This is a genomic window from Xanthobacter sp. 91 (assembly GCF_000702385.1).
Lineage (GTDB): Bacteria > Pseudomonadota > Alphaproteobacteria > Rhizobiales > Xanthobacteraceae > Xanthobacter > Xanthobacter aminoxidans.
Window position 1 is genome coordinate 567,301 of the sequence record NZ_JNIB01000001.1, and the last position, 25,231, is coordinate 592,531.

Below are 25,231 nucleotides of genomic sequence, written 5' to 3' on the forward strand. Positions count from 1 at the left end.
CTGCCCGTGTCCTGAGCTGCCCGCCGCGCCACAGGCACTGTCGCCAACGAGACGAAGACATGAGCGAGAACCACCTCTTCAGCGCCATCCGCGCCGCCATCCCGGCGATGGACAAGCCCCTCGCCCGCCTCATCGACGGGACGGTGGAGACCTATGGCGACGCCCTCGCCCTTTCCGCCCGCCTCGCCAACCTTCTGGTCGCGCGCGGCGTGAAACCCGGCGACCGGGTGGCGGTGCAGGTGGAGAAATCCTGGCCCGCGCTCGCGCTCTATCTCGGTGCGATCCGCGCAGGCGCGGTCTACCTGCCGCTCAACACGGCCTATACGCTGAACGAAGTCGAGTATTTCCTCTCCGACGCCGAGCCCACCGTGTTCGTGTGCCGGCCGGAGATCGAACAGGACGCGCGGGCGCTGGCCGCCCGGCTCGGCGTCGGCGCGGTGGAGACGCTGGGCACCGACGGCAAGGGGTCGCTGACCGGGGCCGCCGCGGGCTTCCCCGACACGTTCGCCGATGTGGCGCGCGGGCCGGACGATCTCGGCGGCATCCTCTATACCTCGGGCACCACGGGCCGCGCCAAGGGAGCGATGCTCACCCACGACAACCTGCTCTCCAACACCAGTGCGCTGAAGGACTACTGGCGCTTCACAGCGGACGACGTGCTGCTGCATGCGCTGCCCATCTTCCACACCCATGGCCTGTTCGTGGCCACGAACATCGTGCTCCTGGCGGGCGCGAGCATGGAGTTCCGTTCCAAATTCGACCCGAAGGAGGCCATCGCGCTGATGGCGGCGGGCAAGGTGACGACGCTCATGGGCGTGCCCACCTTCTACACGCGCCTCCTCGACCAGCCGGGCCTCACCCGCGAGGCGACGAAGGGCATGCGCCTGTTCGTCTCCGGCTCCGCACCGCTGCTGGCGGAGACGCATCGCGCCTTCGAGGAGCGCACAGGCCACGCCATCCTCGAGCGCTACGGCATGACCGAGACGGGGATGAACACCTCCAACCCCTATGACGGCGCGCGCATCGCCGGCACGGTGGGCTATCCCCTGCCCGGCATCAGCGTGCGCGTCACCGATCCCGAGACCGGCGCGGTGCTGCCCACCGGTGAGATCGGCATGATCGAGGTTCAGGGGCCGAACGTGTTCAAGGGCTACTGGCGGATGCCGGAGAAGACCGCCTCCGAATTCCGCGACGGCTTCTTCATCACCGGCGACCTCGGCAAGATCGACGAGAAGGGCTACGTCCACATCGTCGGCCGCGGCAAGGATCTCGTCATCACCGGCGGCTTCAACGTCTATCCCAAGGAAGTGGAAGGCGAGATCGACGCCATCCCCGGCGTCGTCGAAAGCGCGGTCATCGGCGTGCCGCACCCGGATTTCGGCGAGGGCGTCACCGCCGTCGTCGTCGCCCAGAAGGACGCGACGCTGACGGAGGATGCCATCCACCGCGCCCTCGAAAATCGTCTTGCCAAGTTCAAGCAGCCGAAGCGCGTCTTCTTCGTCTCCGAGCTGCCGCGCAACACCATGGGCAAGGTGCAGAAGAATATCCTTCGGGACACCTACAAGGACATCTATCGTAACGTCGCCTGACCGAAGGGACCGTGCCGCCGGCAACGCCAATCAGCCGCCGGCCGGTTCCCGCCAAGTATCTGGTCCCGCAAGAGTTATGAAATCGACCTGCCGGACCCCGGATCAACCGGGGCCGGCCAAATGAAACGGGAAGAAACGCCACAGGCCCACAGCCACCGGGCCAAGGGAGGAAACGCATGTCCAACGACCATTCCCTCATCCATCGCCCGGTTTCCCGCCGCCTCGTGCTCGCCGGCGCTCTGGCCGCGCCTGCCGTGCTGCGCTTCACCGGCACCGCTCATGCGGCGACGACCCTCAAGATCTCCCACCAGTTCCCCTCCTCCTCCGGGGAGGAGGGCGACTTCCGCGACCGGCTCGTGCGCCGTTTCGCAGCGGAGGTGACGAAGCGCACCAACGGAGAGCTGGCCTTCGAGGTCTATCCCGGCTCGTCCCTGATGAAGACGAACGCCCAGTTCTCAGCCCTGCGCAAGGGCGCGCTCGACCTCTCGCTCTATCCCATCTCCTATGCGGGCGGCGAGGCGCCGGAATGCAACATCGGCCTCATGCCCGGCCTCGTCGTGTCCTACGACCAGGGCCTCGCCTGGCGCACCAAGCCGGTGGGGCAGGCGTTCTCGGAATATCTCGAAGGCAAGGGCGTCAAGATCCTCACCTGGGTCTGGCAGGCGGGCGGCGTCGCCAGCCGCGAGAAGCCGCTGATTGCGCCCGAGGATGCCAAGGGCATGAAGATCCGCGGCGGCTCGCGCGAGATGGACATGGTGCTGCAGGCCGCCGGCGCCGCCGTGCTGTCGCTGCCGTCCAACGAGCTTTACGTCGCCATGCAGACGGGGGCCTGCGACGCCGGCATCACCTCCTCCACCTCGCTCATCTCCTTCCGTCTGGAAGAGCTGGCCAAGCAGCTCACCACCGGGCGCGGCAAGTCCTACTGGTTCATGCTGGAGCCGCTGCTGATCTCCAAGGCGGTGTTCGACAAGCTGCCCAAGGCGCAGCAGGACGTGATGACCGCCGTGGGACTGGAGATGGAGGCCTTCGGCAAGGCCGGCGCCATGGCCGACGACACCAAGGTTGCCGAGGTGTTCGCCAAGGCCGGTGCCAAGATCCATGATCTCGATGCCGCCACCGTGGAGAAGTGGCGCGCCATCGCCCGCGACACCGCGTGGAAGGACTATTCCGCCAAGTCCGCCGGCTGCGCCAATCTCATGAAGCTCGCGCAGGAGGTGCCGGCATGAGCCACGGGCTCGATCTCGGCCACGGCGCGGGCGCGCGGGCGGAGGCGACCCACGCCCCTCCCCTGCTGGCTGCTGCGCACGGGCTGCTCAGGCGGGCCAACCGGCTCATCCTCGCCCTCGGCTCCATCGCCCTCGTGGCGGCGAGCCTCATCCTCTCCTACAGCGTGGTGTCGCGCTTCTTCTTCCACGCGCCCACCTATTGGCAGGACGAGGCTTCCGTCTTCCTGCTGGTGGGCGTCACCTTCATGACCGCCGCCTTCGTGCAGAGCCAGCGCGGCCATGTGGCCATCGATGCCCTCGCCCACATGCTGCCACCGGGCCTGAACCGGGTGCGGCAGTTCGTGGTGGATCTGTTCAGCTTCGCCTTCTGTGCCTTCTTCACCTGGAAGTCCTTCACCCTGTGGCACGAGGCGTGGGTGGACGGGCAGGTGACCTCCTCCACCTGGGCGCCGCCCCTCTCCATCCCCTACGGCGTGATGACCGCCGGCATGGGCCTGCTCTCGCTGCAGATCCTCATTCAGGTTCTCGCCGGACTTCTGGAAAGGGTGGAACGATGAGCACGGCTCTCGTCGGCCTCCTCTATGGCGGGGCCACCCTCGGCACCATGTTTCTCGGCATGCCCATCGCGTTTGCGCTGGGCGCGGTTGCGGTGCTGTTCATGGTCGGCTTCATGCCGGCCGCCTCCCTCGATACGGTGACGCAGAACGTCTATGAGGAGATGGCTTCCATCACCCTGCTGTCGATCCCGCTCTTCATCCTGAAGGGCGCGGCCATCGGCAAGTCGCGGGCGGGGCAGGATCTCTATTCGGCGCTGCACGCCTGGATGCACAAGATCCCCGGCGGCCTCGGCATCGCCAACGTGTTCGCCTGCGCCCTGTTCGCCGCCATGGCCGGCTCCTCGCCCGCCACCTGCTCGGCCATCGGCTCGGCCGGCATTCCGGAGATGCGCAAGCGCGGCTATTCCGGCGCCTTCGCCGCCGGGCTGATCGCCGCGGGCGGCACGCTCGGCATCCTGCTGCCCCCGTCCATCACCATGATCCTCTATGCGGTGGCGGCCGAGCAGTCCCTGGGCCGCCTGTTCCTCGCCGGCCTCGGGCCGGGACTGCTGCTGGTGACGCTGTTCGCCGGCTACGCCATGGTGCGCTTCCGCCAGGAATATGCGGCGGCGAAGAAGGCCTATGCGGAGACCGGGGCGCCCTCCGCCTTGCTTCACGAAGACAACCTCACGCTGCGCGACCGCTTCGCCGCCCTGCCCCGCGTGCTGCCCTTCGTGGTGCTGCTCACCGGCGTGATGGTGGCCCTCTATGGCGGCTATGCGACCCCCTCGGAGACGGCAGGCCTCGGCGGCGTGCTGGCGCTGGCGCTCATCGCCCTGATCTATGGCGTGTGGACGCCGAAAGACCTCTCGCCCATCCTCACCTCGACGATCCGCGAGTCGACCATGCTGATGATGATCATCGGCATGTCCCTGCTCTATTCCTACGTCATGAGCTACCTGCACATCAGCCAGGCGGCGGCGCAGGCGATCGTGGCGCTCAATCTGTCCAAGTGGCTGCTGCTGGCCACCATCCTGGTGCTGGTGGTGGTACTGGGCTTCTTCCTGCCGCCGGTGTCCATCATCCTGATGACCGCGCCGATCATCCTGCCGCCGCTGAAGGCGGCCGGCTTCGACCTGATCTGGTTCGGTGTGGTGATGACCATCGTGATGGAGATGGGGCTCATCCACCCGCCGGTGGGGCTCAACATCTTCGTCATCAAGAACATCGCGCCCGACATCCCGCTGAAGGACGTGATCTGGGGCACGGTGCCCTTCGTGCTGCTGATGCTGTTGGCGGTGATCCTGCTCTGCCTGTTCCCGCAGATCGCCACCGGCTTCCCCGACCTCGTGATGGGCAAAGGCCGCTGAGGCGGCCCTAGCGTCCCTGCACCGGCACCACGTCCACGCCCACGGCGAGGATGTGGTCGCCGGACGAGACGATCACCCCGTCCACCGGCGAGACATCCGCATAGTCGCGGCCGACGGCGAGGATGATGTGGTCGTCCCCCGCCGGGATGGCATTGGTGGGGTCGAGCCCGATCCAGCCGAAGGCCGGCCCGCACCACACCTCGGCCCAGGCGTGGGTCGCGTCCGCCCCCTCCAGCCGCGGCTGGCCCTCGGGCGGGATGGTGCGCAGATAGCCGGAGACGTAGCGCGCCGGCAGGCCGAGTCCGCGCAGGCCGGCGATCATCACCTGGGCGAAGTCCTGACACACGCCCGCCTTCGCCGCGAAGGCCTCGTGGGGCGAGGTGGTGACGATGGTGGCGCCGGGCTCGTAGGTGAATTCGTCATGCACCCGGTGCATCAGCTCCAGCGCGGCCTCCAGAACCGGGCGGTCGCCGCGGAAGCTCGTCGCCGTCCAGTCGGTGATCTCGTTGTCGATGGGCACCGCACGGCTCGGGAACAGGCCGTGGGCGGCCGCGTCCGGCCCGAGGTCCATCTCCTCCAGCGCGGCGGCGCGCACCTCGTCCACCAGCGGGGTCGTCGCCGGGTCCGGCAGGGGCGTCGAGGTCACGTCCACCCGGCTGCGGGTGGTGATGGAGAGATGGCCGTGCGGCTGGTCGATGGTGAGCCAGGTCAGGCCGTTGCCGAAGAAATCGGTGCCCTGCTCCAGCTCCGCCGGCTCGGGGTCCACATCGAGGATGTGGGCGATGACATGCTGATGGCCGAAACGATCTACCGGCGTCATCCGCAGCACCTGCCGCACCACGCGCACCGGCACCTGATAGCTGTATGTGGTGGTCTGGCGAATATCGTAGAGCATTGGAGTCTCGTTGCTTTCGCTCAGGCGCCGCGCGGGCTTGGGGGCTCGCGGGGGCTCGCTCACATACCGAAGGTCAGCGTCATCTCCGGGGAATGTCCCTGGAGGAAATAGTGCGACGACACCTCGTCGGAGAGCTGCATCAGCATCTTCTCCATGGCGTCGAACCATTGGGGCTCGAAGCTCTCGGCCGTGCTGGCGGCAAGCTCCGCCTGCATGCGGGCGACGATGCGCTCCCACAAGGGCGGCGGCGCATCCTGGTCGCGGCCGGGGAGGACCTTCAGATGGTTCGCCATGCGGTGCACCTGGAACGCCACCGAGCGCGGATTGTCGGGGTCCAGCAGCACGAGGTCCAGCACCGGCCCGCGCGCTTCCATCATCACATAGCGCGTGCGGTAGGTGATGAGGCTGTCCGCCACCTGCAGCAGCGCGTCCAGCGACCCCTGCGGAGCGCCGATCTCGCCGAAGGTGCGGGCGAAGCGCAGGGTGCCGATGGCGCGCTCCGTGCGCCGGCCGATCTCCAGGAAGCGCCAGCCGGTGAGCCGGTTCATGTTCTCCGAGGCGAGGCCCGAGAAGGCCGCGATGATGCGCAATGCCGCGTCCGCCCGCTCCGCCACATCGGCTTCGGAGGGGGCGGCGGGGACCGGCTGGGAGACGCAGGTCTCGAGATCCACCAGCGCGCGCCACGCATCCGGCGAGAAGCGGTCGCGGATGACGGAAGCCGCCGAACGCGCCGCCTGCACCAGCTGCGGCAGCGCGCCGGGCACGTCGCGGCGGGTGAGCACAGCCACGGCATAGCGGGTGGGCGTGGCGCGGGCGAGATCGCGCGGCATGGCGCCCCACGCCCCGAGCAGGCCAAGCAGGCGTGACACCAGCGGGCTGGTGCCGGTGTCGCCGCTCTCGGCGAGGCGCCCCACCAGCACACGCGACAGGCGCAGCGTCGCCTCGGCCCGTTCCACATAGCGGCCGAGCCAAAAGAGGTTGTCGGCGGCGCGGCTCGGCAGGGTGCCGGATGAGCGGCGGACCTTCACATTGTCCGGGCTCGGCAGAAGCGTGGTATCGGCCACCTCGCCGTCCGCCAGCACCCACACGTCCGCCGAGCGGTCGCCCTTCTGCATGGAGACGGCGCGGGCATCGGCGGCCGAAGAGATGCGGCAGAAGCCGCCCGGCATCACCGACCAGCCCTTTTCGGTTGCGGTGAGGAACACCCGCAGCATGAACGGGCGGGGGGTCAGCTTTTCCCCGGTCCACACCGGCGTGGTGGAGAGGCGGGCGATGTCCTGCCCCACCACGTCCGCCCCACGCCGGGCGAGCAGGGTGGAGAGACGCCGCCGGTCGGCCTGGGTCAGGTCCGCGCCGAGCACCGAGCCGCCATCCGGCAGGCCCGGCAGCGCCCGGCCGAAGGCGGAGGAGATGACCAGCTCGTCCAGATGCTCCATCACCTGCGCCCGCTCGGCCGGCTGGCCGCACCACCAGGTGGCCACATGCGGCAGGCTCAGCGGCCGCCCGGTGAGCCGGGTGGCGATGCGCGGCAGGAAGGCGAGCAGCGCCGGCGCCTCGATGATGCCGGTGCCCAGCGCATTGGCCATCGCCACGCCGCCCATGCGGACCGACTGGACGAGGCCCGGCACGCCGAGGCGTGAGCCGGCGTTCAATTCCAGCGGATCGGCGAAATCGGAATCGAGGCGGCGCAGCAGCACGTCGATGCGCCGGAGGCCCGCCACGGTGCGCACATGCAGCGTATCGCCCCGCACGGTGAGATCCTCGCCCTCCACCAGCAGGAAGCCGAGATAGCGGGCGAGCAGCGCGTGCTCGAAATAGGTCTCGTTCAGCGGCCCGGGGGTGAGGAGGCCGATGCGGCCCTCCCCCGACCGGTCGAGCTTCATCAGTGAGGTGCGCAGCGCCTGGAAGAAGGCCGCGACGCGCTTCATGTTCAGGTTGCGCGAGACGTCCGGCAGCGCGCGGGTGGAGGCGAGGCGGTTCTCCAGCGCATAGCCGGCGCCGGATGGCGCCTGGGTGCGGTCGGCGAGCACCCACCAGCGCCCGTCCGGGCCACGGCCCACGTCGGCGGCGTAGACCCGCAGGAAGCGCCCGCCCTCGGGCCGCACGCCCACCAGCGGACGCAGGAATTCCGGGCTGCCGGCCACGGCCGCCGCCGGTAGATCGCCATCGGCGACCAGATGGGCGTCGCCATAGAGGTCCTGAAGCACCTCTTCCAGCAGCTCGGCGCGCTCGATGAGGCCGGCGGAGAGGGCTTCCCAGTCCGAATTGCCGATGATGAGGGGCATGTGGCTGAGCGACCACGGTCGCTCGCCGCCCCCCGCGTCATCATAGACGCGATAGAAGACGCCGCTGTCCCGGAGATAACGGTCCGCGGCGGAGAATCGCCGGCGCAATTCCTCGGGGCCAAGCTCGGCCAGCGCGGCGAGGAAGGGCTGCCAGTGACGGCGCGGCTGGCCGTCCGCATCCATCATCTCGTCGCGGGTGGCCGGAAGGGTGCGGTAGCCGCCGATCAGGCTTTCCGCCGCGGCCCGCTCGAATACCTCGCTCCGCTGCTCCGCCCCCGACACGATCACCCCTTCCGCGGGCACCCCTGCCCGCGTGTCATCTTCCTGCGCCCGGTGGGTCCGGGTTCTCCATTATGACCGTGGCGGCGCCAGATGCACCCCTCTTCCGAGCGCTTCCAGCCTGCGCCCGCCGCGGGACTGGTCCGCGACGGCGCCTCGGGGATGGTTGTCGATCAGGCGCTTGCCGGGCGCCTGAGGTCGAGGGTGGTCGGGAACTCGTCCGGCGCCGTCTCCAGCACCACGTCGAGGGTGCCGGGGGTGTGGCCGAAGGTCTGGAAGCGGGCGAGGCGCCGCGCCTCCGCCTCGTAGGAGTTCACCGGGAAGGTATCGTAATTCCGCCCGCCCGGATGGGAGACGTAATAGAGGCAACCGCCCCGCGAACGCTCGCTCCAGGTGTCCACGAGGTCGAAGGTGAGCGGCGTGTGCACCGGGATGGTCGGGTGCAGGCCCGACCACGGCTGCCATGCCTTGTAGCGCACGCCCGCGACATAGGTGCCGTTTCGGCCGGTGGGGGCCAGCGGCATCTTGCGGCCGTTGCAGGTGAGGATGTGGCGCGAGGGGTTGAAGCCCTCCACCTTCACCTGCAGGCGCTCCACGGAGGAGTCCACGTAGCGGGCGGTGCCGCCCACCACGCCTTCCTCGCCCAGCACGTGCCAGCATTCCAGCGCCTGCCGCACCTCGATGTCCACGCCCGCCTGCTGGACCTTGCCGAAAGCGGGGAAGCGGAACTCGAACTGGGCCCGGAACCACTCGGGATCGATCTGGTAGCCGGCGTCGGAGAGGTCTTCCACCACGTCGAGGAAGTCCTGCCAGACATAATGCGGCAGCATGAAGCGGTCGTTGAGGATGGTGCCCCAGCGGGTGCAGTGGCCGTGCACCGGCTTGTTCCACAGCCGCGCGATGAGGGCCCGCAGCATCAGCTGCTGAGCAAGGCTCATGCGCCAGTCCGGCGGCATCTCGAAGCAGCGGAACTCCACGAGGCCCAGCCGGCCGGTGGGACCGTCCGGCGAATAGAGCTTGTCGATGGAGATTTCGGTGCGGTGGGTGTTGCCGGTGACGTCCACCAGCAGGTTGCGCAGCAGCCGGTCCACCAGCCACGGGGCCGGAGGCTCGCCCTGCCCGGGCGCCGGGAACTTGGAGAAGGCGATCTCCAGCTCATAGAGGCTGTCGTGGCGCGCCTCGTCCACCCGCGGATGCTGCGAGGTGGGGCCGATGAACAGGCCGGAGAAAAAGTAGGACAGGCAGGGATGCCGCTGCCAGTAGAGCAGCAGGCTCTTCAGCAGATCCGGCCGGCGCAGGAAGGGGCTGTCGGCGGGGGTGGAGCCGCCCACCACCACATGGTTGCCGCCTCCGGTGCCGGTGTGCCGCCCGTCCACCATGAACTTCTCGGTGCCGAGACGGGCGAGCCGCGCTTCCTCATAGAGGATGCGGGTGATCTCCACGCAGCCGGCCCAGGTGGCGGACGGATGGACGTTCACCTCCAGCACGCCCGGATCGGGCGCGATGCGGATGAGGTTGAGGCGGTAGTCGAAGGGCGGCGGATAGCCCTCCATGTGGATGGGCGTGTTCAGCTCGATGGCCACCTGCTCGAGGGCGGCGACGAGATCGAGATAGTCCTCCAGGATCTCCACCGGCGGCAGGAACACGCACAGGCGGCCGTTGCGCGGCTCGACGCAGAGCGCGGTGCGGGTGTCGGCGGTGAAGATCTGGGTGTCGTACTTGGCGAGGTATTCGCGCGCCAGCTCCTGCGCCCGCTCGCCGACGCCGTACGCCTCGGTGCGCGGGGCGATGGAATGGCGCGGCATACCGCCCGGCCCGCCGGGAGTGCCGGCATCGGTGCCTTCCGAACCCGCGCCGGGGCCGCCCTGCCCTGACGCGTAGCGGGCGGCGAAATCGGCGGCGTCCGGCAACGGGTCGCGCGGCTCGAAGGGGTCGGCCTCGACGATGTAGGGGTAGCGCGTCGGCGCCAGATACTGCAGCGATTCCAGCGGCAGGCGGTAGCCCATGGGGCTTTCGCCGGGGATCAGGAACAGGAACTGGCGGCGGTAGGTCCATTCCTCCGAGCGCCACGCCGGGCCGGCGGGGGTCCAGACGCGGCGCAGCGGCAGCACCGAGCCGGTGGCCGTGCCGAGGCCCTGGTTGAAGGTGCGCGCCAGCATGCGCCGCTGCACCTCGTCCGCCATGCGCGGATCGCCGGGGGCGATGTTCTCGGGAAGGTTCTGTTCCTTCCACATGTAATAGATGTTGTCCTCGAACGCCTGCTGGACGAACTCGCTGCCCACGGCAAGCTTCTCGGCCACCGCCTTGCAGAAGCGCTCGGCATCGGCCGGCGTGACGCCGTAATTGACCTTCTCGTCGGCGATCAGGTCCTCGCGCTGCCAGATGGGCTGGCCGTCCTTGCGCCAGAACAGGTCGAAGGACCAGCGCGGCAGCGTCTCGCCGGGATACCACTTGCCCTGGCCGTAATGCAGCACGCCCTCGGTCTCGAAGCGGCGGCGCAGGCGGCGGATGAGGTCGTCGGCGCGCTCGCGCTTGTGCGGGCCGAGCGCCTCGGTGTTCCACTCGGGCGACTGGTAGTCGTCGATGGAGACGAAGGTGGGCTCGCCACCCATGGTGAGGCGCACGTCGCCGGCCTTGAGGTCCTCGTCCACCTTGTGGCCGAGCTGGTCGAGGGCGGCCCAGGTCTCGTCCGAGAAGGGCAGCGTGACGCGCGGCGCCTCGGCGACGCGGACCACGTTCATCTCGAAGCCGAACTCGACCTCGGCCTTCTCGTTCACATAGCCGGTGATGGGCGCGGCGGAGCTGTAGTGCGGGGTGGCCGCCAGCGGGATGTGGCCTTCGCCGCAGAGCAGGCCCGAGGTCGGGTCGAGGCCGATCCAGCCGGCGCCGGGCACGAACACCTCACACCAGGCGTGCAGGTCGGTGAAGTCCACGTCGGTGCCGGAGGGGCCGTCGAGGGCTGCCACGTCGGGCTTGAGCTGGATCAGGTAGCCGGAGACGAAGCGGGCGGCGAGGCCGAGATGGCGCAGGATCTGCACCAGCAGCCAGCCGGTGTCGCGGCACGAGCCGAGCTTGCGCGTCAGCGTCTCGTCGGGCGTCTGCACGCCCGGCTCCATGCGGATCACATAGCCGACCTCGCTCTGGAGGCGCTGGTTGAGGTGGACCAGGAAGTCGACGATGCGGGTCTTCTCGCGCGGGACGGAGGCGAGATAGTCCGCGAACAGGGTGCCCTCATCCTCCAGCTCGAGATAGGGCGCGAGCTCCGCCTTGAGCGCGGGCGCATATTCGAAGGGGAAGTTCTCGGCATATTCCTCGACGAAGAAGTCGAAGGGGTTGATGACGTCGAGCTTGGCGAGGAGGTCCACCTCGACCTTGAACTCCTTGACCCGCTCCGGGAACACGATGCGGGCGAGCCAGTTGCCGAACGGATCCTGCTGCCAGTTGATGAAATGGTCCGCCGGCGAGATCTTCAGCGCATAGGCGGGGATGTCGGTGCGGCTGTGCGGCGCCGGCCGCAGCCGGATCACCTGCGGCCCCATGGAGACCGGGTGGTCGTAGGTGTAGCTCGTGACGTGATGCAGGCTCGCGAGGATCGACATTTAGGTCACCAGGTCCTGCGGGCGACAGCCCAGGGATAGAGTCAATGGTGGGATCGGCCGTTCGGCCGAGGGTGGGGCGCGTGTCCCGCCAAGGTTAGACAAGCCCGGCAGGAGGCGGAAGCGCGACTTTGCGGCGGCAACCGCCCCGATCGAGGGCAGTTGCCGAAGGAAGAGGCAATGCACACGCGTCCGGATCAGGCAGATGCGGGCGCCGGGGGCACGCCGGCGTCCGGGGCCGGCGGCGGCGCGGGCGGGGCATTTCCCGCGCCATGGCCGGCGCTGGACTTCTTCTTGCCCTTGCGGCCTTCCTCGAAGCGCTGGAGCACCGTGTAGAAGGACGGCACGAACAGCACGGCGAGGCAGGTGGAGGCAAGCATGCCCGACACCACCGCGATGCCGATGGACTTGCGCGAGTTGGCGCCGGCGCCGGTGGCGAACACCAGCGGCAGCACGCCGAGGATGAAGGCGAAGGAGGTCATCAGGATGGGGCGGAACCGGAGGCGCGAGGCCTCTACCGCCGCATCCATGATCTCCATGCCCTCCGCCCGTTTCTCGCGGGCATATTCGACGATGAGGATCGCGTTCTTGGAGGCGAGCGCGATCAGCAGCACGAGGCCGATCTGGGTGTAGAGGTTGTTCGCCACCCCGAGGCCCAGCAGCGCGCTAACGGTGCCGAGCAGCGCCAGCGGCACCGCGAGGATCACCGACATGGGCTGGATCCAGCTCTCATACTGGCCGGCCAGCACGAAGTAGACGAGCAGGATGGCGAGCCCGAACACGTAGTAGATCTGATTGCCGACCGCCTTCTCCTGGTAGGACATGGCAGTCCACTCGAATCCGGTGCCCGGGGGCAGGGTCGAGGCGGCAATCTGCTCCATCAGCGACAGCGCCTGGCCCGACGAGAAGCCCGCGGCGTTAGAGCCGACGATGGTGGAGGAGGGATAGAGATTGTAGAGCGAGATCAGCGGCGGACCCAGGGCGGTCTTGACATCCACCACGGTGCCGAGGGGGATCATCGCGTTCTGGGTGGGCGAGCGCACCTTCAGCTGCATCAGGTCGGCCGGGGTCACGCGGAAGCCCGCGTCAGCCTGGATGTAGACCTGGAAGACGTTGCCGAACTTGTTGATCTGGTTGACGTAGGTGGAGCCCAGATAGGACGAGATGGTGCTGAACACCTGGCCCACCGTGATGCCCAGGGTCTCCGCCTTGATCCGGTTCACGTCCACCTGGATCTGCGGCGCCCCGGCGCGGAACGAGGAGGACACGTGGGAAAGCGCCGACTGCGCCCGCGCCTTGTCCACCATGGAGGCGGTGATCTGCTCCAGAAGCTGGTAGTCGAAATTGCCGTTGCGGATCTGCGGCTGCATGGTGAAGCCGGCGGCGTTGCCGATGCCCTGGATGGCCGGCGGCACGAGGATGACCACCTCCGCCTCCTCGACGCCCGCCACCGCCGCGTTCAGGTTCTGATACATGGAGAGCAGATCCTGCCCCTTGGTGGCGTAGCGCACATCCCAGGGGGTCAGGGTGATGTAGGTGACACCCGCATTGGCGAGGGTGGACGAGTTGTCGAGCACCGAGATGCCGGAGATGGCGAGCACGGTCTGCACGCCCGGCACCTTGCGGATGCGCTCGGAGACGTCCGCCATCACCTTCTTGGTGCGGTTGAGATTCGAGGCGTCCGGCAGCTGGACGTGGGCGAGGAAGTAGCCCTGATCCTCGATGGGCAGGAAGGCCGTGGGGATGCGGGTGAGGCCGTAGCCGGCGACGCTCATGAGCGCGATGGCGATGAGCACCATCAGCTTGGAATGGTGCACCATGCGGCTGATGAGGCCGGCATACCAGTGCTCGGCCTTGGCATAGATGGCGTTGAAGCCGCGATAGATGAAGTTGCGCTGCTCCGGCGGCACCGGCTGGCGCAGCCAGAGGGCGCACTGGGTCGGCTTCAGGGTCGCCGCGTTGATGGCCGAGATGAAGGCGGTCGCCGCGATGACGAGGGCGAACTGCTTGAACATCTGGCCTGACAGGCCGGGAATGAACGAGGCCGGCAGGAACACCGACATCAGCACGAGGGTGATGCCCACCACGGGACCGAACAGCTCGTCCATGGCCTTTTCGGCCGCCGGCTGTCCCGCCATGCCCTCCTCGATGTGCCGCGCCACGCCTTCCACGATGACGATGGCGTCGTCCACCACGATGCCGATGGCGAGGATGATGGCGAACAGGGTCGAGAGGTTGATGGTGAAGCCCATGGCGTCCATGGCGGCGAAGGCGCCGATGATGGTCACGGGCACGGTCGTCGCGGGCACCAGCGTCGCGCGCCAATCCTGCAGGAACAGCAGGATGACGACGAGGACGAGGACCGCCGCCTCGAACAGGGTCTTCCACACCTCGTCGATGGAGGCGGTCACGAACAGGGTCGTGTCGAAGGGGATGGCGTAGTCGAGCCCTTCGGGGAAGTTCTTCTTCAGGTCTTCCATCTTCGCCGCCACGCGCTTGGCCACGTCGAGCGCGTTGGCCGCGGGAAGCTGGAAGATGCCGATGCCGGCCGCAGGCTTGTTGTCCTGCATGAAGTCCTTGGAATAGCTCTGCGCGCCGAGCTCGACGCGGCCGATGTCGCGGATGCGCACGATCCGGCCGCCGTCGGAATTGTCCACCTTGACGATGATGTTCTCGTAGTCCTTCACGTCGTCGAGACGGCCGGAGACGTTCACCGTGTACTGGAACGACGCATTGGACGGCGCGGGCGGCAGGCCGAGCTGGCCGGGCGTGACGAGCTGGCTCTGCTTCTGGATGGCGTTCGAGACATCGGTGGGGGTCAGGCCGAACGCCTGCATGCGGTCCGGGTCCATCCACACGCGCATGGCGTAGGTGCCGGTGCCGAACACCGCGACGTTGGCGACGCCCGCCACGCGCTCCAGCTCGTTCTGGATGTTGATGATGGCGTAGTTGTTCAGGAACAGGCCGTCATAGCGCCCGTCCGGCGAGATCAGGGTCACGAACTCGAGGATCGAGGTGCCCTTCTGCAGGATGGTCACGCCCTGCGCCTGCACCGCCGTGGGCAGCGAGGCGAGGGCGATGTTGACGCGGTTCTGCACCAGCACCTGCGCCATGTTCGGATCGGTGCCGATGGCGAAGGACACGACCAGCGTGTAGGTGCCGTCCGAGGCCGACCACGACTGCATGTAGATCATGCCTTCGACGCCGTTGACCTGCTGCTCGATGGGCAGGGCCACGGTATCGATCATCGTCTTGGCGGACGCGCCCGGATAGGAGGTGGAGACCGACACCGTGGGCGGCACGATGTTCGGATACTGCGACACCGGCAGGCGGATCAGCGAGACGAGGCCGATCAGCACGAAGACCAGTGCGAGGACGTTCGAGAGGACCGGCCGCTCGATGAAAAAGCGCGAAATCATGGGCGCTGCCTCAGGTTCGAGCGCGGGTCAGTTCTTCGGCGTCGCAGGGGTGGCACCCGGCGTCGCCGGAGCAGTGGGAGTGGGCGGCACCGAGGGAACGGCGCGGGCCGGAGCATTGGCCGGAGCGACACCCGCCGGCTTCGGCAGGGGCTTGGTGCCGTCGTCCACCGGCGGGGCGATGGCGACGATCTTGCCCACCTCCACGTCGATCTTGGAGCCGGGCACGGCGCGCTGCATGCCGTTGATGATGACGCGGTCCGTGGTCTTCAGGCCGCTGAGCACGGCGCGCAGGCCGTCCGCCTGAAGCTGGCCAAGGGTGATCTGCGTCTGCCCCACCACATTGTCCGAGCTGACCGTGAGCACATAGGGGCCGAGCTGGTTGTAGCTGATCGACGAATCCGGAACGAGCACGGTCGGCGCCGGGTGGCCGAGCGGCACCCGCACGCGGGCGAACAGGCCGGGCAGCAGCACGAAGTCGTCGTTCTGGAAGATACCGCGCACGGTGAGCGTGCCGAGGTTGGGGTCCACCTGCGGCGCGATATAGTCGATGCGGCCGGCATGGGGATAACCGGTCTCGGTCTGCAGGCCGATCTCGATCGGGATGTCCGGCAGGTCGCGGGTGAGGCTGGTGAGTGAGCGGCCCTGCTTGGCCAGCTGCTCCTTGATTCGCAGCACCTCCTGCTCGCTGAGCGTGAACCACACCCAGATCGGGTTGAGCTGGACGATGGTGGCGAGCTTGGTGGGGCCGCTGTAGCCCACGAGGGCGCCGACATCCTGAAGATGGGCCGTCACCGCACCGTCGAAGGGCGCGTTGACCTGGGTATAGCCGAGATTGATCTGCGCGAGCTGCAGGGAGGCCTGGGCGTTGGCCACCTCGGCCACGGCGGAATCGCGCTTGGCGCGGGCCTGGTCGAGGGTCGCCTGAGAGGCGAAGTCCTGCTTGGCGAGCTGGGCCTGCCGATTGTATTCGGCCTCGGCCTGCACCTGCGACGCCTGGTTGGCGGCGAGCTGCGCCTTCGCCTGGTCGACCTGGGCGATGTAGGTGTCCTGCTCGATCACGAACAGGGTGGTGCCCTTCTTGGCGAAGGCGCCGTCCTTGTAATTGATGTTGGTGAGGAAGCCCTGGACGCGGGCGTTCAGGTCCACCGAATTGATGGCGGCGGTATTGCCGGTCAGCTCGAGGAAGCGCGTGACCGGCTGTTCCAGCACGGTCGCGACCGTCACCTTGGGCGGCGGCGGGGGTACGTAGGTATTCTTTTCCTCGCACGCGGACAGGAGGAAGGCAGCCCCGAGGGCCACGCTCGCGTAGCCCAGCCGACCCGACACCCGGATACCCCCCACCATACCCATACCCCCACTGTGCAGATGCGGCGGATACTAAGCAGCGGGTTATTGCGTGTCCATGAAAGGAATTGTCCGCAAAGCCCTTCCGTGCAGATTGCCCCCGCACCTGTGCAGCGCGGCAACGCTCCGGCAGATCGGCCTTCGGCACGCGCGGCCGCACCCTCCTCGCATTGACATTGCACCGACCCGTTCATAAGTGTCCGCATGGTGTGCTGCCCGCGGAAGCGGGGCGGTTGCGGCTGCGCGTTCGTTCGCTGCGCCCGCCTGCCTCGCCTTCGGACTTGCTGACGCCCCATTGCGGGTGTCCAACGGCGCGCATCGTTGCCCGGAGGTCCGGCGGTCCGTCTCCGCCCTCCTTCAGACCTGACGGAACGGAATAGAGAAACCCATGTTTGGTGGACTTGCCCGCAAGCTCTTCGGCTCCGCGAATGATCGCCGGGTGAAGGGTTATCGTCCCCGCGTACAGGCCATCAATGCGCTGGAGAAGGAGCTGGAATCCCTCTCCGACGACCAGCTGCGGGCCCGCACGGAGGATTTCCGCCGCCAGCTGGCCGAGGGCAAGACCACCCTCGACGACCTGCTGGTGCCCGCCTTCGCCACCGTGCGCGAGGGCGCCAAGCGCGCGCTTGGCATGCGCCACTTCGACGTGCAGCTCATCGGCGGCATGGTGCTGCACGAAAGCTCCATCGCCGAGATGAAGACCGGCGAAGGCAAGACGCTGGTCGCCACCCTCCCCGTCTACCTCAACGCGCTGGCCGGCAAGGGCGTGCACGTGGTGACGGTCAACGACTACCTTGCCAAGCGCGACGCCGAGTGGATGGGCAAGCTCTACCGCTTCCTCGGCCTGTCCACCGGCATCATCGTGCACGGCCTCGACGACGACGAGCGCCGCGCCGCCTACGCCAGCGACGTCACCTACGCCACCAACAACGAGCTCGGGTTCGACTACCTGCGCGACAACATGAAGTACGAGCGCGCCCACATGGTGCAGCGTCCGCACTTCTACGCCATCGTCGACGAGGTGGACTCCATCCTCATCGACGAGGCGCGCACGCCCCTCATCATCTCCGGCCCGCTCGACGACCGCTCGGACTTCTACAACACCATCGACCAGTACATCCCCCGCCTCTCCAAGGAGGATTTCGAGGTGGATGAGAAGCAGCGCTCCGTCTCCATGACGGAAGCGGGCATGGAGAAGATGGAGCAGATGCTCACCGAGGCCGGGCTGCTGAAGTCCGAGAGCCTCTACGACATCGAGAACGTCTCGGTGGTGCACCACGTGAACCAGGCGCTGCGCGCGCACTCCCTGTTCCAGCGGGACAAGGACTACATCGTGCGCAACGACGAGGTCGTCATCATCGACGAGTTCACCGGCCGCATGATGCCGGGCCGGCGCTATTCGGAAGGCCTGCACCAGGCGCTGGAGGCCAAGGAGCGCGTCCAGGTCCAGCCGGAGAACCAGACGCTCGCCTCCATCACCTTCCAGAACTATTTCCGCCTCTACGAGAAGCTCGCCGGCATGACCGGCACGGCGGCCACCGAGGCGGCCGAGTTCCAGGACATCTACAAGCTCGAAGTGGTGGAAGTGCCCACCAACGTCCCCGTCTCGCGCATCGACGACGATGACGAGGTGTACCGGTCGGCCGGCGAGAAGTACGCCGCCATCATCGAGCTGATCAAGGAGTGCAGCGCGCGCGGCCAGCCCGTGCTCGTGGGCACCACCTCCATCGAGAAGTCCGAGCTGCTGGCCGAGCTGCTGAAGCAGGCCGGCTTCCACCAGATCGACTTCTCCGATCCCGCCGCCTTCGCCCATGACCGCTCGGGCAAGGCCTTCGCGGTGCTGAACGCGCGCTATCACGAGCAGGAGGCGTACATCGTCTCCCAGGCCGGCGTGCCGGGCGCGATCACCATCGCCACGAACATGGCCGGCCGCGGCACCGACATCAAGCTGGGCGGCGCCGCCGACATGCGCATCGCGGCCGAGCTGAAGGACCTCCCCGAGGGCGAGGAGCGCACCGCCGCCGAGACGCGCATCCGCGCCGAGGTGGAAGAGCTGAAGCAGAAGGCGCTCGCCGCCGGCGGCCTCTTCGTGCTCGGCACCGAGCGCCACGAGAGCCGGCGCATCGACAACCAGCTGCGCGGCCGCTCCGGCCGCCAGGGCGACCCCGGCCACTCCAAGTTCTTCCTGTCGCTGGACGACGATTTGATGCGCATCTTCGGGTCGGACCGGCTCGACGGCATGCTGCAGCGCCTCGGCCTGAAGGAAGGCGAGGCGATCATCCATCCCTGGATCAACAAGGCCCTAGAGAAGGCGCAGCAGAAGGTCGAGGCGCGCAACTACGACATGCGCAAGAACGTCCTCAAGTATGACGACGTGCTCAACGACCAGCGCAAGGTGGTGTTCGAGCAGCGCCTCGAGCTGATGAACGACGAGGACGTGGCCGAGACCGTGGAGGACATGCGCCATGCCCTCATCACCGAGACGGTGGCCAAGTTCATCCCCGAGAACGCCTATCCCGAGCAGTGGGACGTGGACGGGCTCGACACCGCCATCAAGGAAGTGCTCGGCATCGAGCTGCCGGTGAAGGACTGGGCCAAGGAAGAAGGCATCGCCGGCCCCGAGGTCACCGAGCGCATCACCCGCCGCGCCGACGAATGGATGGCCGCCAAGACCGCCCAGTACGGGCCGGACATCATGCGCTATGTGGAGAAGTCCATCCTTCTCCAGACCCTCGACCATCTCTGGCGCGAGCATATCGCCATGCTCGACCACCTGCGCCAGGTGGTGGGCCTGCGCGGCTATGCCCAGCGCGATCCGCTGAACGAGTACAAGTCCGAGGCGTTCAACCTCTTCTCCGCGCTGCTGAACCGCCTGCGCGAGGTGGTCACCGCCCAGCTGATGCGGGTGGAGATCGTCACCCAGCAGCCCATGGAGGAGGAGTTGCCCCCCATGGAGGCGCACCATCTCGATCCCTTCACCGGCGAGGACGAGATGCCGAGCATCGGTGCCGCCCTCGGCGCGCGGCCGGAGCCGCTGCTGTCCGGTGACGTGGCGGTGATGGAGCGCGACCCGAACGACCCCTCCACCTGGGGCAAGGTGGGCCGCAACGAGGCCTGCCCCTGCGGCTCGGGCAAGAAGTACAAGCACTGCCACGGCCGCTTCGCCTGAGGCGGCCTTCCCCGGCGCGGCCCCACCGCGCCGGGCTTTGAGACTTCAGGTTCAGCCGCGCCGGTGGCCGATCGCCCGGTCGACACCGACGAAGATCAGCGCGGTGGTGAAGAACACGACCGCCAGCACCACGGCGTTCTGCGCCATCTTCTCCGGGCCGAGCTTGGCCGGATCGAGGAACCAGTAGGCATACCAGCCATCCGCCTCGCCCCGCGCCACCGCGTAGACGAGATAGGCCAGCGGCGGCGCCATGGCCCACACCGTATCGGCCAGCCGCAGCCGCCCGTGGGGGCCCACCAGCCAGACGATCAGGAACAGCACCGGCACCGCCTGATGCAGCAGGCGGTCGGCGACCAGCTGCGCGCCTTGCGGGTTCCACACATGGCGCAGCAGCAGGGCATAGATGATGCCCACCAGCACGATGGAGACCACCGTCGTCAGCCGCGCCCGCGCCCCGGTGAGGGCGTGCAGCCCGCCCAGCGCGATCTCCGTGGCGACGATGGCGACGCCCAGATTGGTGAGCACGGTAAAGAAGCCGAGGAAGCGCCACAGCGCGGGGCCGAACCCCTGGCCGACCGCCGCCATCTTCTGGACCACGATGACGAGCTGGAGGATCAGGGCCGCCCAGCCGACCACGGCCGTGAGCGCGGCCATCCGCCGGCACCACACATCATGCCCCATGCCCCGCCTCCCCCGGCCGCGCCCCCCCGGGCGTGGAAAAAGGGTAGGCCGAAGCATCGGCCATGGGCAAGGCCATGGCCGGGCCGCAATCAGCCGCCGGTCTGGACGATGCGCATGTACTGCCCCGCCGCATCGGCCGGAACCACGCCACGGCGCCCGAGGTGGTGCAGGCCGTTCAGCGCCAGATCGAACGAGCGGTAGCAATAGTGGGCGACGAGCACGAGGTGCTTGAGCTGCTCGGACGTCATGGCGTCCGGCTCAAGGAAGTTGTGCACATAGACCGCATCGCCCTCCACCAGCTGGTTCAGGGCGGCGTAAACGTCGGGTCCGCGCATGGGCAGGATCATCCGTCGGCTGGTGGATGCCATCATGTGCGGGATGAAGCCCTTTGCCCGCAGCGCGAGATCCATCTCCCCATACGTCGCCTGGCCCTTGTAGAGCGGCACGAACGAGACCTCGAGCTGAATGCACACCGCCTCGGCGAGGGTATCGCCCGCGCCGTCGAGCACCGCGCGCTCGCCGCCTTGGAGGTCCATCTTCAGCATCTCGATGCCGTCGATCTCCGGCACGGACGAGAGGGCAACCGTATCGATCTGCCGACGATCCAGCACGCGGCCCCAATCACCGAGACCGGGGAAATGGGAGAGGACGTGCGGATCGGGCTCCAGCAGGCTCGTCATGCCGGACGCGGCGCAGACGTGGAGCGTCCGGCGCTGCCCGTCGGCGATCGCGTGGGGCAGATAGGTCTCCAGATCGCTCTTGGCCGCGTTCAGCCGGGCCAACGCCTCCGGCTGGGGCTCGAAGCCGACGACACGGCACAGGCGCCGGGCGAGAAGGGGCTTGTAGGGCGGATCGCCGTCGATGGGATTCGCGCCAATATCCACCACCCGGGTGAGGTGCTCCGGGCGGAGCAGCAGCGCGAGCTGGGACGGCGTGGCGTCTGTCACTCCGGTCCCTTTCCTGTCACCGCGCGGCGCTGGTGGCGGTGGACGCCGAGGCGGCGACGGGCCTTGCCGCTGCTGTGACCACTGGCTGGGTCTTGGCGCCCGAATTGGCGGGATCGGCCGGAGCGGCCACCGAGCCCGTGCTGGCCGGGGCGCCGTCGCCTTCGTCGGCGCGCAGAAGCGCGTCGGCCTGGAGCTTGGCGGCGGTTTCCTTGGGCGGGTTCACGTATTCCGGCAGCCGGCCGGGCGCCTGGGTGTAGGAGAGCTGGCCGGTCTCGCGCTCCTTGAGCTTGGCGAGGAAGATCGGATGCATGCCCCCATCGGCACCGGTCTTCACCGGGGCAACGGGCGCGGAGGTGGAGAGCGCGGCGAACTGCGCATCGTCGGCCCGCTGCTTGGCGGCCACGGCGGAGGCGATCTGCGGCGCCACCTGATAGGGCGGGCAGGCCTGGGCGGCATCGAAGGCGCGGCCCGGCGCGGGCGTGGCGTCGAACACGTAGGTGCGGTTGCAGACCGACACCTTCGGCTCCTGCTTCGTCACCTCGAAATGGTCGGAGCCCTGCTTCAGGTTCCGCCAGAAGGCCATGTTGGGGTTGTTGCGGTAGCGGGCGAGGTTCTTCGCCGTCATCCGGAAGGGATAGGCCTGCACCTGGAAGGCGCGCTGCCCGCCGGCGAAGCTCTCGCGGGCGAGGGAGAAGATCTCGGAAATCTGGTCGTCGGTCATGGCGTAGCAGCCCGAGGACGAGCAATCGCCATGCACCATCAGGAAGTCGCCGGTGCGGCCGTAGGCCTTGTCATAGGCGTTGGGGAAGCCGAGGTTGAACGCCAGATAATAGCTGGAGTTCGGATTCATCTGGCCGGGGGTGATGGTGTAGAAGCCCTCCGGCGCCTGGCGGTCGCCGGTGCCCACCTTGGGGCCGAGCTCGCCGGACCAGCGGCAGATGGGATAGGTCTTGAGCAGGGCATAATTGCCCTCGGACGTGACCTTCCAGACCTCCAGCTCGGATTCCTGCTTGAAGATGCGGACGAGGATAGGCGTTGACGGCGCCATGTCCTTCTTGGCCAGCAGCGACACCATCTCCGGCGACAGCGGCTTGTTGGCCTTGCGCGCGACCTCGGAATCGGTGGCGTTGCAGCCCGCGAGGGCAAGGGCCGCGCAGGCGGCAAGGCCAGCCATGCGCAGGCGCGAGGCGAAGCGCGAGGAAGGGGTCGTCATCGGACGGCTCATGGCGAAGCGGCTCAACGCAAACTCCCGGGTCCGGACCGGCCAATCAGGCCGAGAAGGCTAACCGGTCCCCCTTGACGCGACGTTATCAACGCCGCTCCGACTCGATGGAGAAAATAAGGCAAATGCGGCCAAGATGGGGAAGGTCCGTCGCCGATCCCCCATGCCGCAGCGCCATGGTTAAGGATTCCTTACCGCTGTGGCCGCGAAACCGCGCCCCTCACAGGGAGCGGCCGATGGCGAGGAACTTGTCGCGGCGCGCCTTGCGCACCTGCGCGCCGTCGAGGCCGGCGAGGGAGGACAGCGCATCGGCGATGGCGTCGCCCGCCGCCGCGATGGCCGCGTCCGCGTCACGATGGGCGCCGCCGGCCGGCTCCTTCACGATGCCGTCGATGACGCCGAACCGCAGCAGGTCCTGCGCGGTGATCTTCATGTTGGTCGCCGCGTCCTGCGCCTTGGCGGTGTCGCGCCACAGGATGGAGGCCGCGCCTTCCGGCGAGATCACGCTGTAGATGGCGTGCTCCATCATCAGCACCTTGTTGGCGGTGGCGATGGCTATGGCGCCGCCGGAGCCGCCCTCACCGATGATGAGGGCGACGTTGGGCGCGGAAAGCGCGAGGCAGGCGTCGGTGGAGCGGGCGATGGCCTCGGCCTGCCCGCGCTCCTCCGCGCCGATGCCGGGATAGGCGCCGGCCGTATCCACCAGCGAGATCATGGGCACACCGAAGCGGTCGGCCAGCTCCATGATGCGCGCGGCCTTGCGGTAGCCCTCGGGGCGGGCCATGCCGAAATTGTGCCGGATGCGGGTCTCGGTGCTGGAGCCCTTCTCGTGGCCCAGCACGCACACCGCCTCGCCACGGAAGCGGGCGAAGCCGCCGATGATGGCCTCGTCCTCGCCGAACTTGCGGTCGCCGGCGAGCGGGGTGAAGTCCTCGAACAGGCCGCGGGCGAAGTCGGCGAAATGCGGCCGCTGCGGATGGCGGGCCACCAGCGTCTTCTGCCAGGGCGTCAGATTCGCATAGAGCGCGACCAGGGCGTCCCGCGCCTTGCCCTCCAGCTTCAGCACCTCGTCGGTGATGGCCACGCCGTCGCCGGAAGAGGAGAGCGCACGCAGCTCTTCCACCTTGGCCTCGAGTTCGGCAACCGGCTTCTCGAAGTCCAGATAGCTGCGCATGAGGGTCCGTGAGGTTTGAGGAGGTCGGCGCCCCCTAAAGCGGCGGGAAGCTGCCTTTGCCACGCGGTCAAGTCAAGGTCGCCAGATCAAGTCGGCGCGCGGCGCGAACAAAAGGCCCGTCGCGCGGCCCTGCCGTGGGGCAAGGCGACGCTGCAACGGAACCGAGCGGGGAGCGTTGTCCCCAAATCATGGTGACATCATGGAGGCTGTCATGAAACCGCAAGACGCAACGCCGCAGAAGGCCAAGGAAGGCCACCCGCCCGCCCCTGCCGCCGAGGAGCGCCCTCCGGAGGCGCAGCGCCAGAAGCCGGCCGCCGGCCCCCATGCCAAGCCGCAATTGACCGATCCCGAGAAGACGCCGGGGGCCGGCGCCCTGGCCGATCCCGACAAGCCGCAGGACCCGGACGCGACCGGCTGACGCAGCCGGCCGGCGCCGGGGGCCGGCGGCCGGCCTTGTTCCCGGGGGGCTGCTGGGGCTATTGCTGGCACGCCACTTCCCGGGGACCCTTCCGACGATGCGCGCGCTGCTCGACGTTATCCTTGTCGTTCTCCAGCTCTATGTCTGGATTCTCATTGCCGCGGCCGTGCTGTCCTGGCTGGTCGCATTCAACGTCGTCAATCCGTACAACTCTTTCGTGCGGAACGTGGGCGAGTTCCTGTTCCGGGTGACGGAACCCCTGCTCGCGCCCATCCGCAACGTGCTGCCCAATCTCGGCGGCATCGACCTGTCGCCGATGGTGCTGATTCTCTTGATCTTCTTCCTGCAGCAGGTCATCGCCTACTACATCTACCCCTACGTGTTCTGAGCCGGCTGCCGTGGCGACCGACCCGTCCTTCCTGCGCGTCCTGCCGGACGGCGTGGAGGTGACGGTGCGCGCGACGCCACGCGGCGGGCGCGATGCCGTGGACGGCGTCGCTGCCCTCTCGGACGGGCGCGAGGTGTTGAAGGTGCGGGTACGGGTGGCGCCGGAAGATGGCGCCGCCACCGCTGCCGTCGCCAAGGTGGTGGCCGGCGCGGCCGGTGTCGCCGCCTCCCAGGTCCGGCTCACCTCGGGCGCGACAGCGCGGGTGAAGACCTTCCGCATTGCCGGCGATGGCCCGGCCCTCGCGGCGAAGCTTGCCGCTGCCGCGGGGAAATGAGCCTCAGGCGGGCTTCACGAAATCCTCGCGCATGGGCGTGAACACGTCCACCAGCACGCCGGGCTCGATGCACACCGCCCCGTGGTGGACGCCGGACGGCACATAGAAGCTGTCCCCCGCCTTCAGCCGCTCTGTCCGCCCGCCAATGGTCAGCTCGAACAGGCCGCTCTCCACGCTGGTGATCTGCGTGTGGGGATGGCTGTGCGGCACCCCCATCTGCCCCGGCGCGCGGGCGATGACGCGGACCAGCATGATCTCGTCGTTGAAGGTGAGAATCTGCCGGCTCACCACCTCGTCCAGCACCTCCACCGGTGTGGTCTCGGCGAAGGCGAAGACGTTGCCCTTCTCGCTCATCTCTT

The 25,231-nt window shown here is 68.2% G+C and carries 18 protein-coding genes; 8 read left to right on the plus strand and 10 right to left on the minus strand.

The genetic code is table 11. The features are described from left to right. Positions 1-59 precede the first annotated feature (59 nt). The 4 genes from A37E_RS0102850 to A37E_RS0102865 all read left to right on the plus strand — a co-directional run bounded on the left by A37E_RS0102850 (position 60) and on the right by A37E_RS0102865 (position 4,721). Positions 60-1,589: a malonyl-CoA synthase gene (locus tag A37E_RS0102850; protein ID WP_029555237.1), complete on the plus strand. Its 1,530-nt coding sequence runs from the start codon at positions 60-62 to the stop codon at positions 1,587-1,589. 176 nt (positions 1,590-1,765) lie between these two features. After that, on the plus strand, positions 1,766-2,815 hold the full coding sequence (gene dctP, locus A37E_RS0102855; RefSeq protein ID WP_029555238.1) for a TRAP transporter substrate-binding protein DctP: 1,050 nt from the start codon (positions 1,766-1,768) through the stop codon (positions 2,813-2,815). Further along, positions 2,812-3,372: a TRAP transporter small permease gene (locus tag A37E_RS0102860; protein ID WP_024280298.1), complete on the plus strand. Its 561-nt coding sequence runs from the start codon at positions 2,812-2,814 to the stop codon at positions 3,370-3,372. The genes dctP and A37E_RS0102860 overlap by 4 nt, the downstream gene beginning before the upstream one ends. Next, entirely contained in the window at positions 3,369-4,721 is a 1,353-nt protein-coding gene (locus A37E_RS0102865; RefSeq protein ID WP_029555239.1) for a TRAP transporter large permease, read from the plus strand. Before A37E_RS0102860 ends, A37E_RS0102865 begins: the two co-directional genes overlap by 4 nt. 7 nt (positions 4,722-4,728) lie before the next feature. Here the strand turns inward: A37E_RS0102865 and A37E_RS0102870 are convergent, their stop codons facing one another. From A37E_RS0102870 to A37E_RS0102890, 5 genes are all read right to left on the minus strand, one after another. Then, positions 4,729-5,616, minus strand: coding sequence for a transglutaminase family protein (locus tag A37E_RS0102870; protein ID WP_024280300.1), 888 nt, complete (start codon positions 5,614-5,616; stop codon positions 4,729-4,731). Between the two features lie 59 nt (positions 5,617-5,675). Further along, the gene (locus A37E_RS0102875; RefSeq protein WP_029555240.1) at positions 5,676-8,183 is read right to left on the minus strand and encodes a circularly permuted type 2 ATP-grasp protein; all 2,508 of its coding nucleotides are present in this window, start codon (positions 8,181-8,183) and stop codon (positions 5,676-5,678) included. A 170-nt stretch (positions 8,184-8,353) separates the two neighbouring features. After that, positions 8,354-11,779 (minus strand): transglutaminase family protein, encoded by a 3,426-nt coding sequence (locus tag A37E_RS0102880; RefSeq protein ID WP_029555241.1) that lies wholly within the window; start codon positions 11,777-11,779, stop codon positions 8,354-8,356. A gap of 194 nt (positions 11,780-11,973) precedes the next feature. Continuing rightward, positions 11,974-15,195, minus strand: a complete 3,222-nt coding sequence (locus A37E_RS0102885) for an efflux RND transporter permease subunit (protein WP_029555242.1) — start codon at positions 15,193-15,195, stop codon at positions 11,974-11,976. Between the two features lie 27 nt (positions 15,196-15,222). After that, a complete protein-coding gene (locus A37E_RS0102890) occupies positions 15,223-16,539 on the minus strand; it encodes an efflux RND transporter periplasmic adaptor subunit (RefSeq protein ID WP_051678740.1) in 1,317 nt (438 codons plus the stop codon). Between the two features lie 388 nt (positions 16,540-16,927). Here A37E_RS0102890 and secA point away from each other — a divergent pair, with 388 nt between their 5' ends. Continuing rightward, positions 16,928-19,708 (plus strand): preprotein translocase subunit SecA, encoded by a 2,781-nt coding sequence (gene secA, locus A37E_RS0102895; protein WP_029555244.1) that lies wholly within the window; start codon positions 16,928-16,930, stop codon positions 19,706-19,708. A 51-nt stretch (positions 19,709-19,759) separates the two neighbouring features. Here secA and A37E_RS0102900 read toward each other — a convergent pair whose 3' ends face one another. From A37E_RS0102900 to A37E_RS0102915, 4 genes are all read right to left on the minus strand, one after another. Beyond that, a complete protein-coding gene (locus A37E_RS0102900; RefSeq protein WP_029555245.1) occupies positions 19,760-20,389 on the minus strand; it encodes a Pr6Pr family membrane protein in 630 nt (209 codons plus the stop codon). Positions 20,390-20,478: 89 nt separating this feature from the next. Next, positions 20,479-21,336 (minus strand): FkbM family methyltransferase, encoded by an 858-nt coding sequence (locus A37E_RS0102905; protein ID WP_051678742.1) that lies wholly within the window; start codon positions 21,334-21,336, stop codon positions 20,479-20,481. Positions 21,337-21,352: 16 nt separating this feature from the next. After that, positions 21,353-22,549, minus strand: coding sequence for a murein L,D-transpeptidase family protein (locus tag A37E_RS0102910; protein ID WP_197022918.1), 1,197 nt, complete (start codon positions 22,547-22,549; stop codon positions 21,353-21,355). 229 nt (positions 22,550-22,778) lie between these two features. Next, positions 22,779-23,732 carry an acetyl-CoA carboxylase carboxyltransferase subunit alpha gene (locus A37E_RS0102915; protein WP_024280308.1) on the minus strand — a complete coding sequence of 318 codons (954 nt, stop codon included), beginning with the start codon at positions 23,730-23,732 and terminating at the stop codon, positions 22,779-22,781. 211 nt (positions 23,733-23,943) lie between these two features. Between A37E_RS0102915 and A37E_RS0102920 the strand changes: the two genes are divergently transcribed. From A37E_RS0102920 to A37E_RS0102930, 3 genes are all read left to right on the plus strand, one after another. Then, positions 23,944-24,150: a hypothetical protein gene (locus A37E_RS0102920; protein WP_051678743.1), complete on the plus strand. Its 207-nt coding sequence runs from the start codon at positions 23,944-23,946 to the stop codon at positions 24,148-24,150. Positions 24,151-24,247: 97 nt separating this feature from the next. Next, positions 24,248-24,538, plus strand: coding sequence for a YggT family protein (locus A37E_RS0102925; protein ID WP_024280310.1), 291 nt, complete (start codon positions 24,248-24,250; stop codon positions 24,536-24,538). 10 nt (positions 24,539-24,548) lie between these two features. Then, positions 24,549-24,872, plus strand: coding sequence for a DUF167 family protein (locus A37E_RS0102930; RefSeq protein WP_245279257.1), 324 nt, complete (start codon positions 24,549-24,551; stop codon positions 24,870-24,872). A gap of 3 nt (positions 24,873-24,875) precedes the next feature. Here A37E_RS0102930 and A37E_RS0102935 read toward each other — a convergent pair whose 3' ends face one another. Beyond that, positions 24,876-25,226: a cupin domain-containing protein gene (locus tag A37E_RS0102935; protein ID WP_024280312.1), complete on the minus strand. Its 351-nt coding sequence runs from the start codon at positions 25,224-25,226 to the stop codon at positions 24,876-24,878. Positions 25,227-25,231 lie beyond the last annotated feature (5 nt).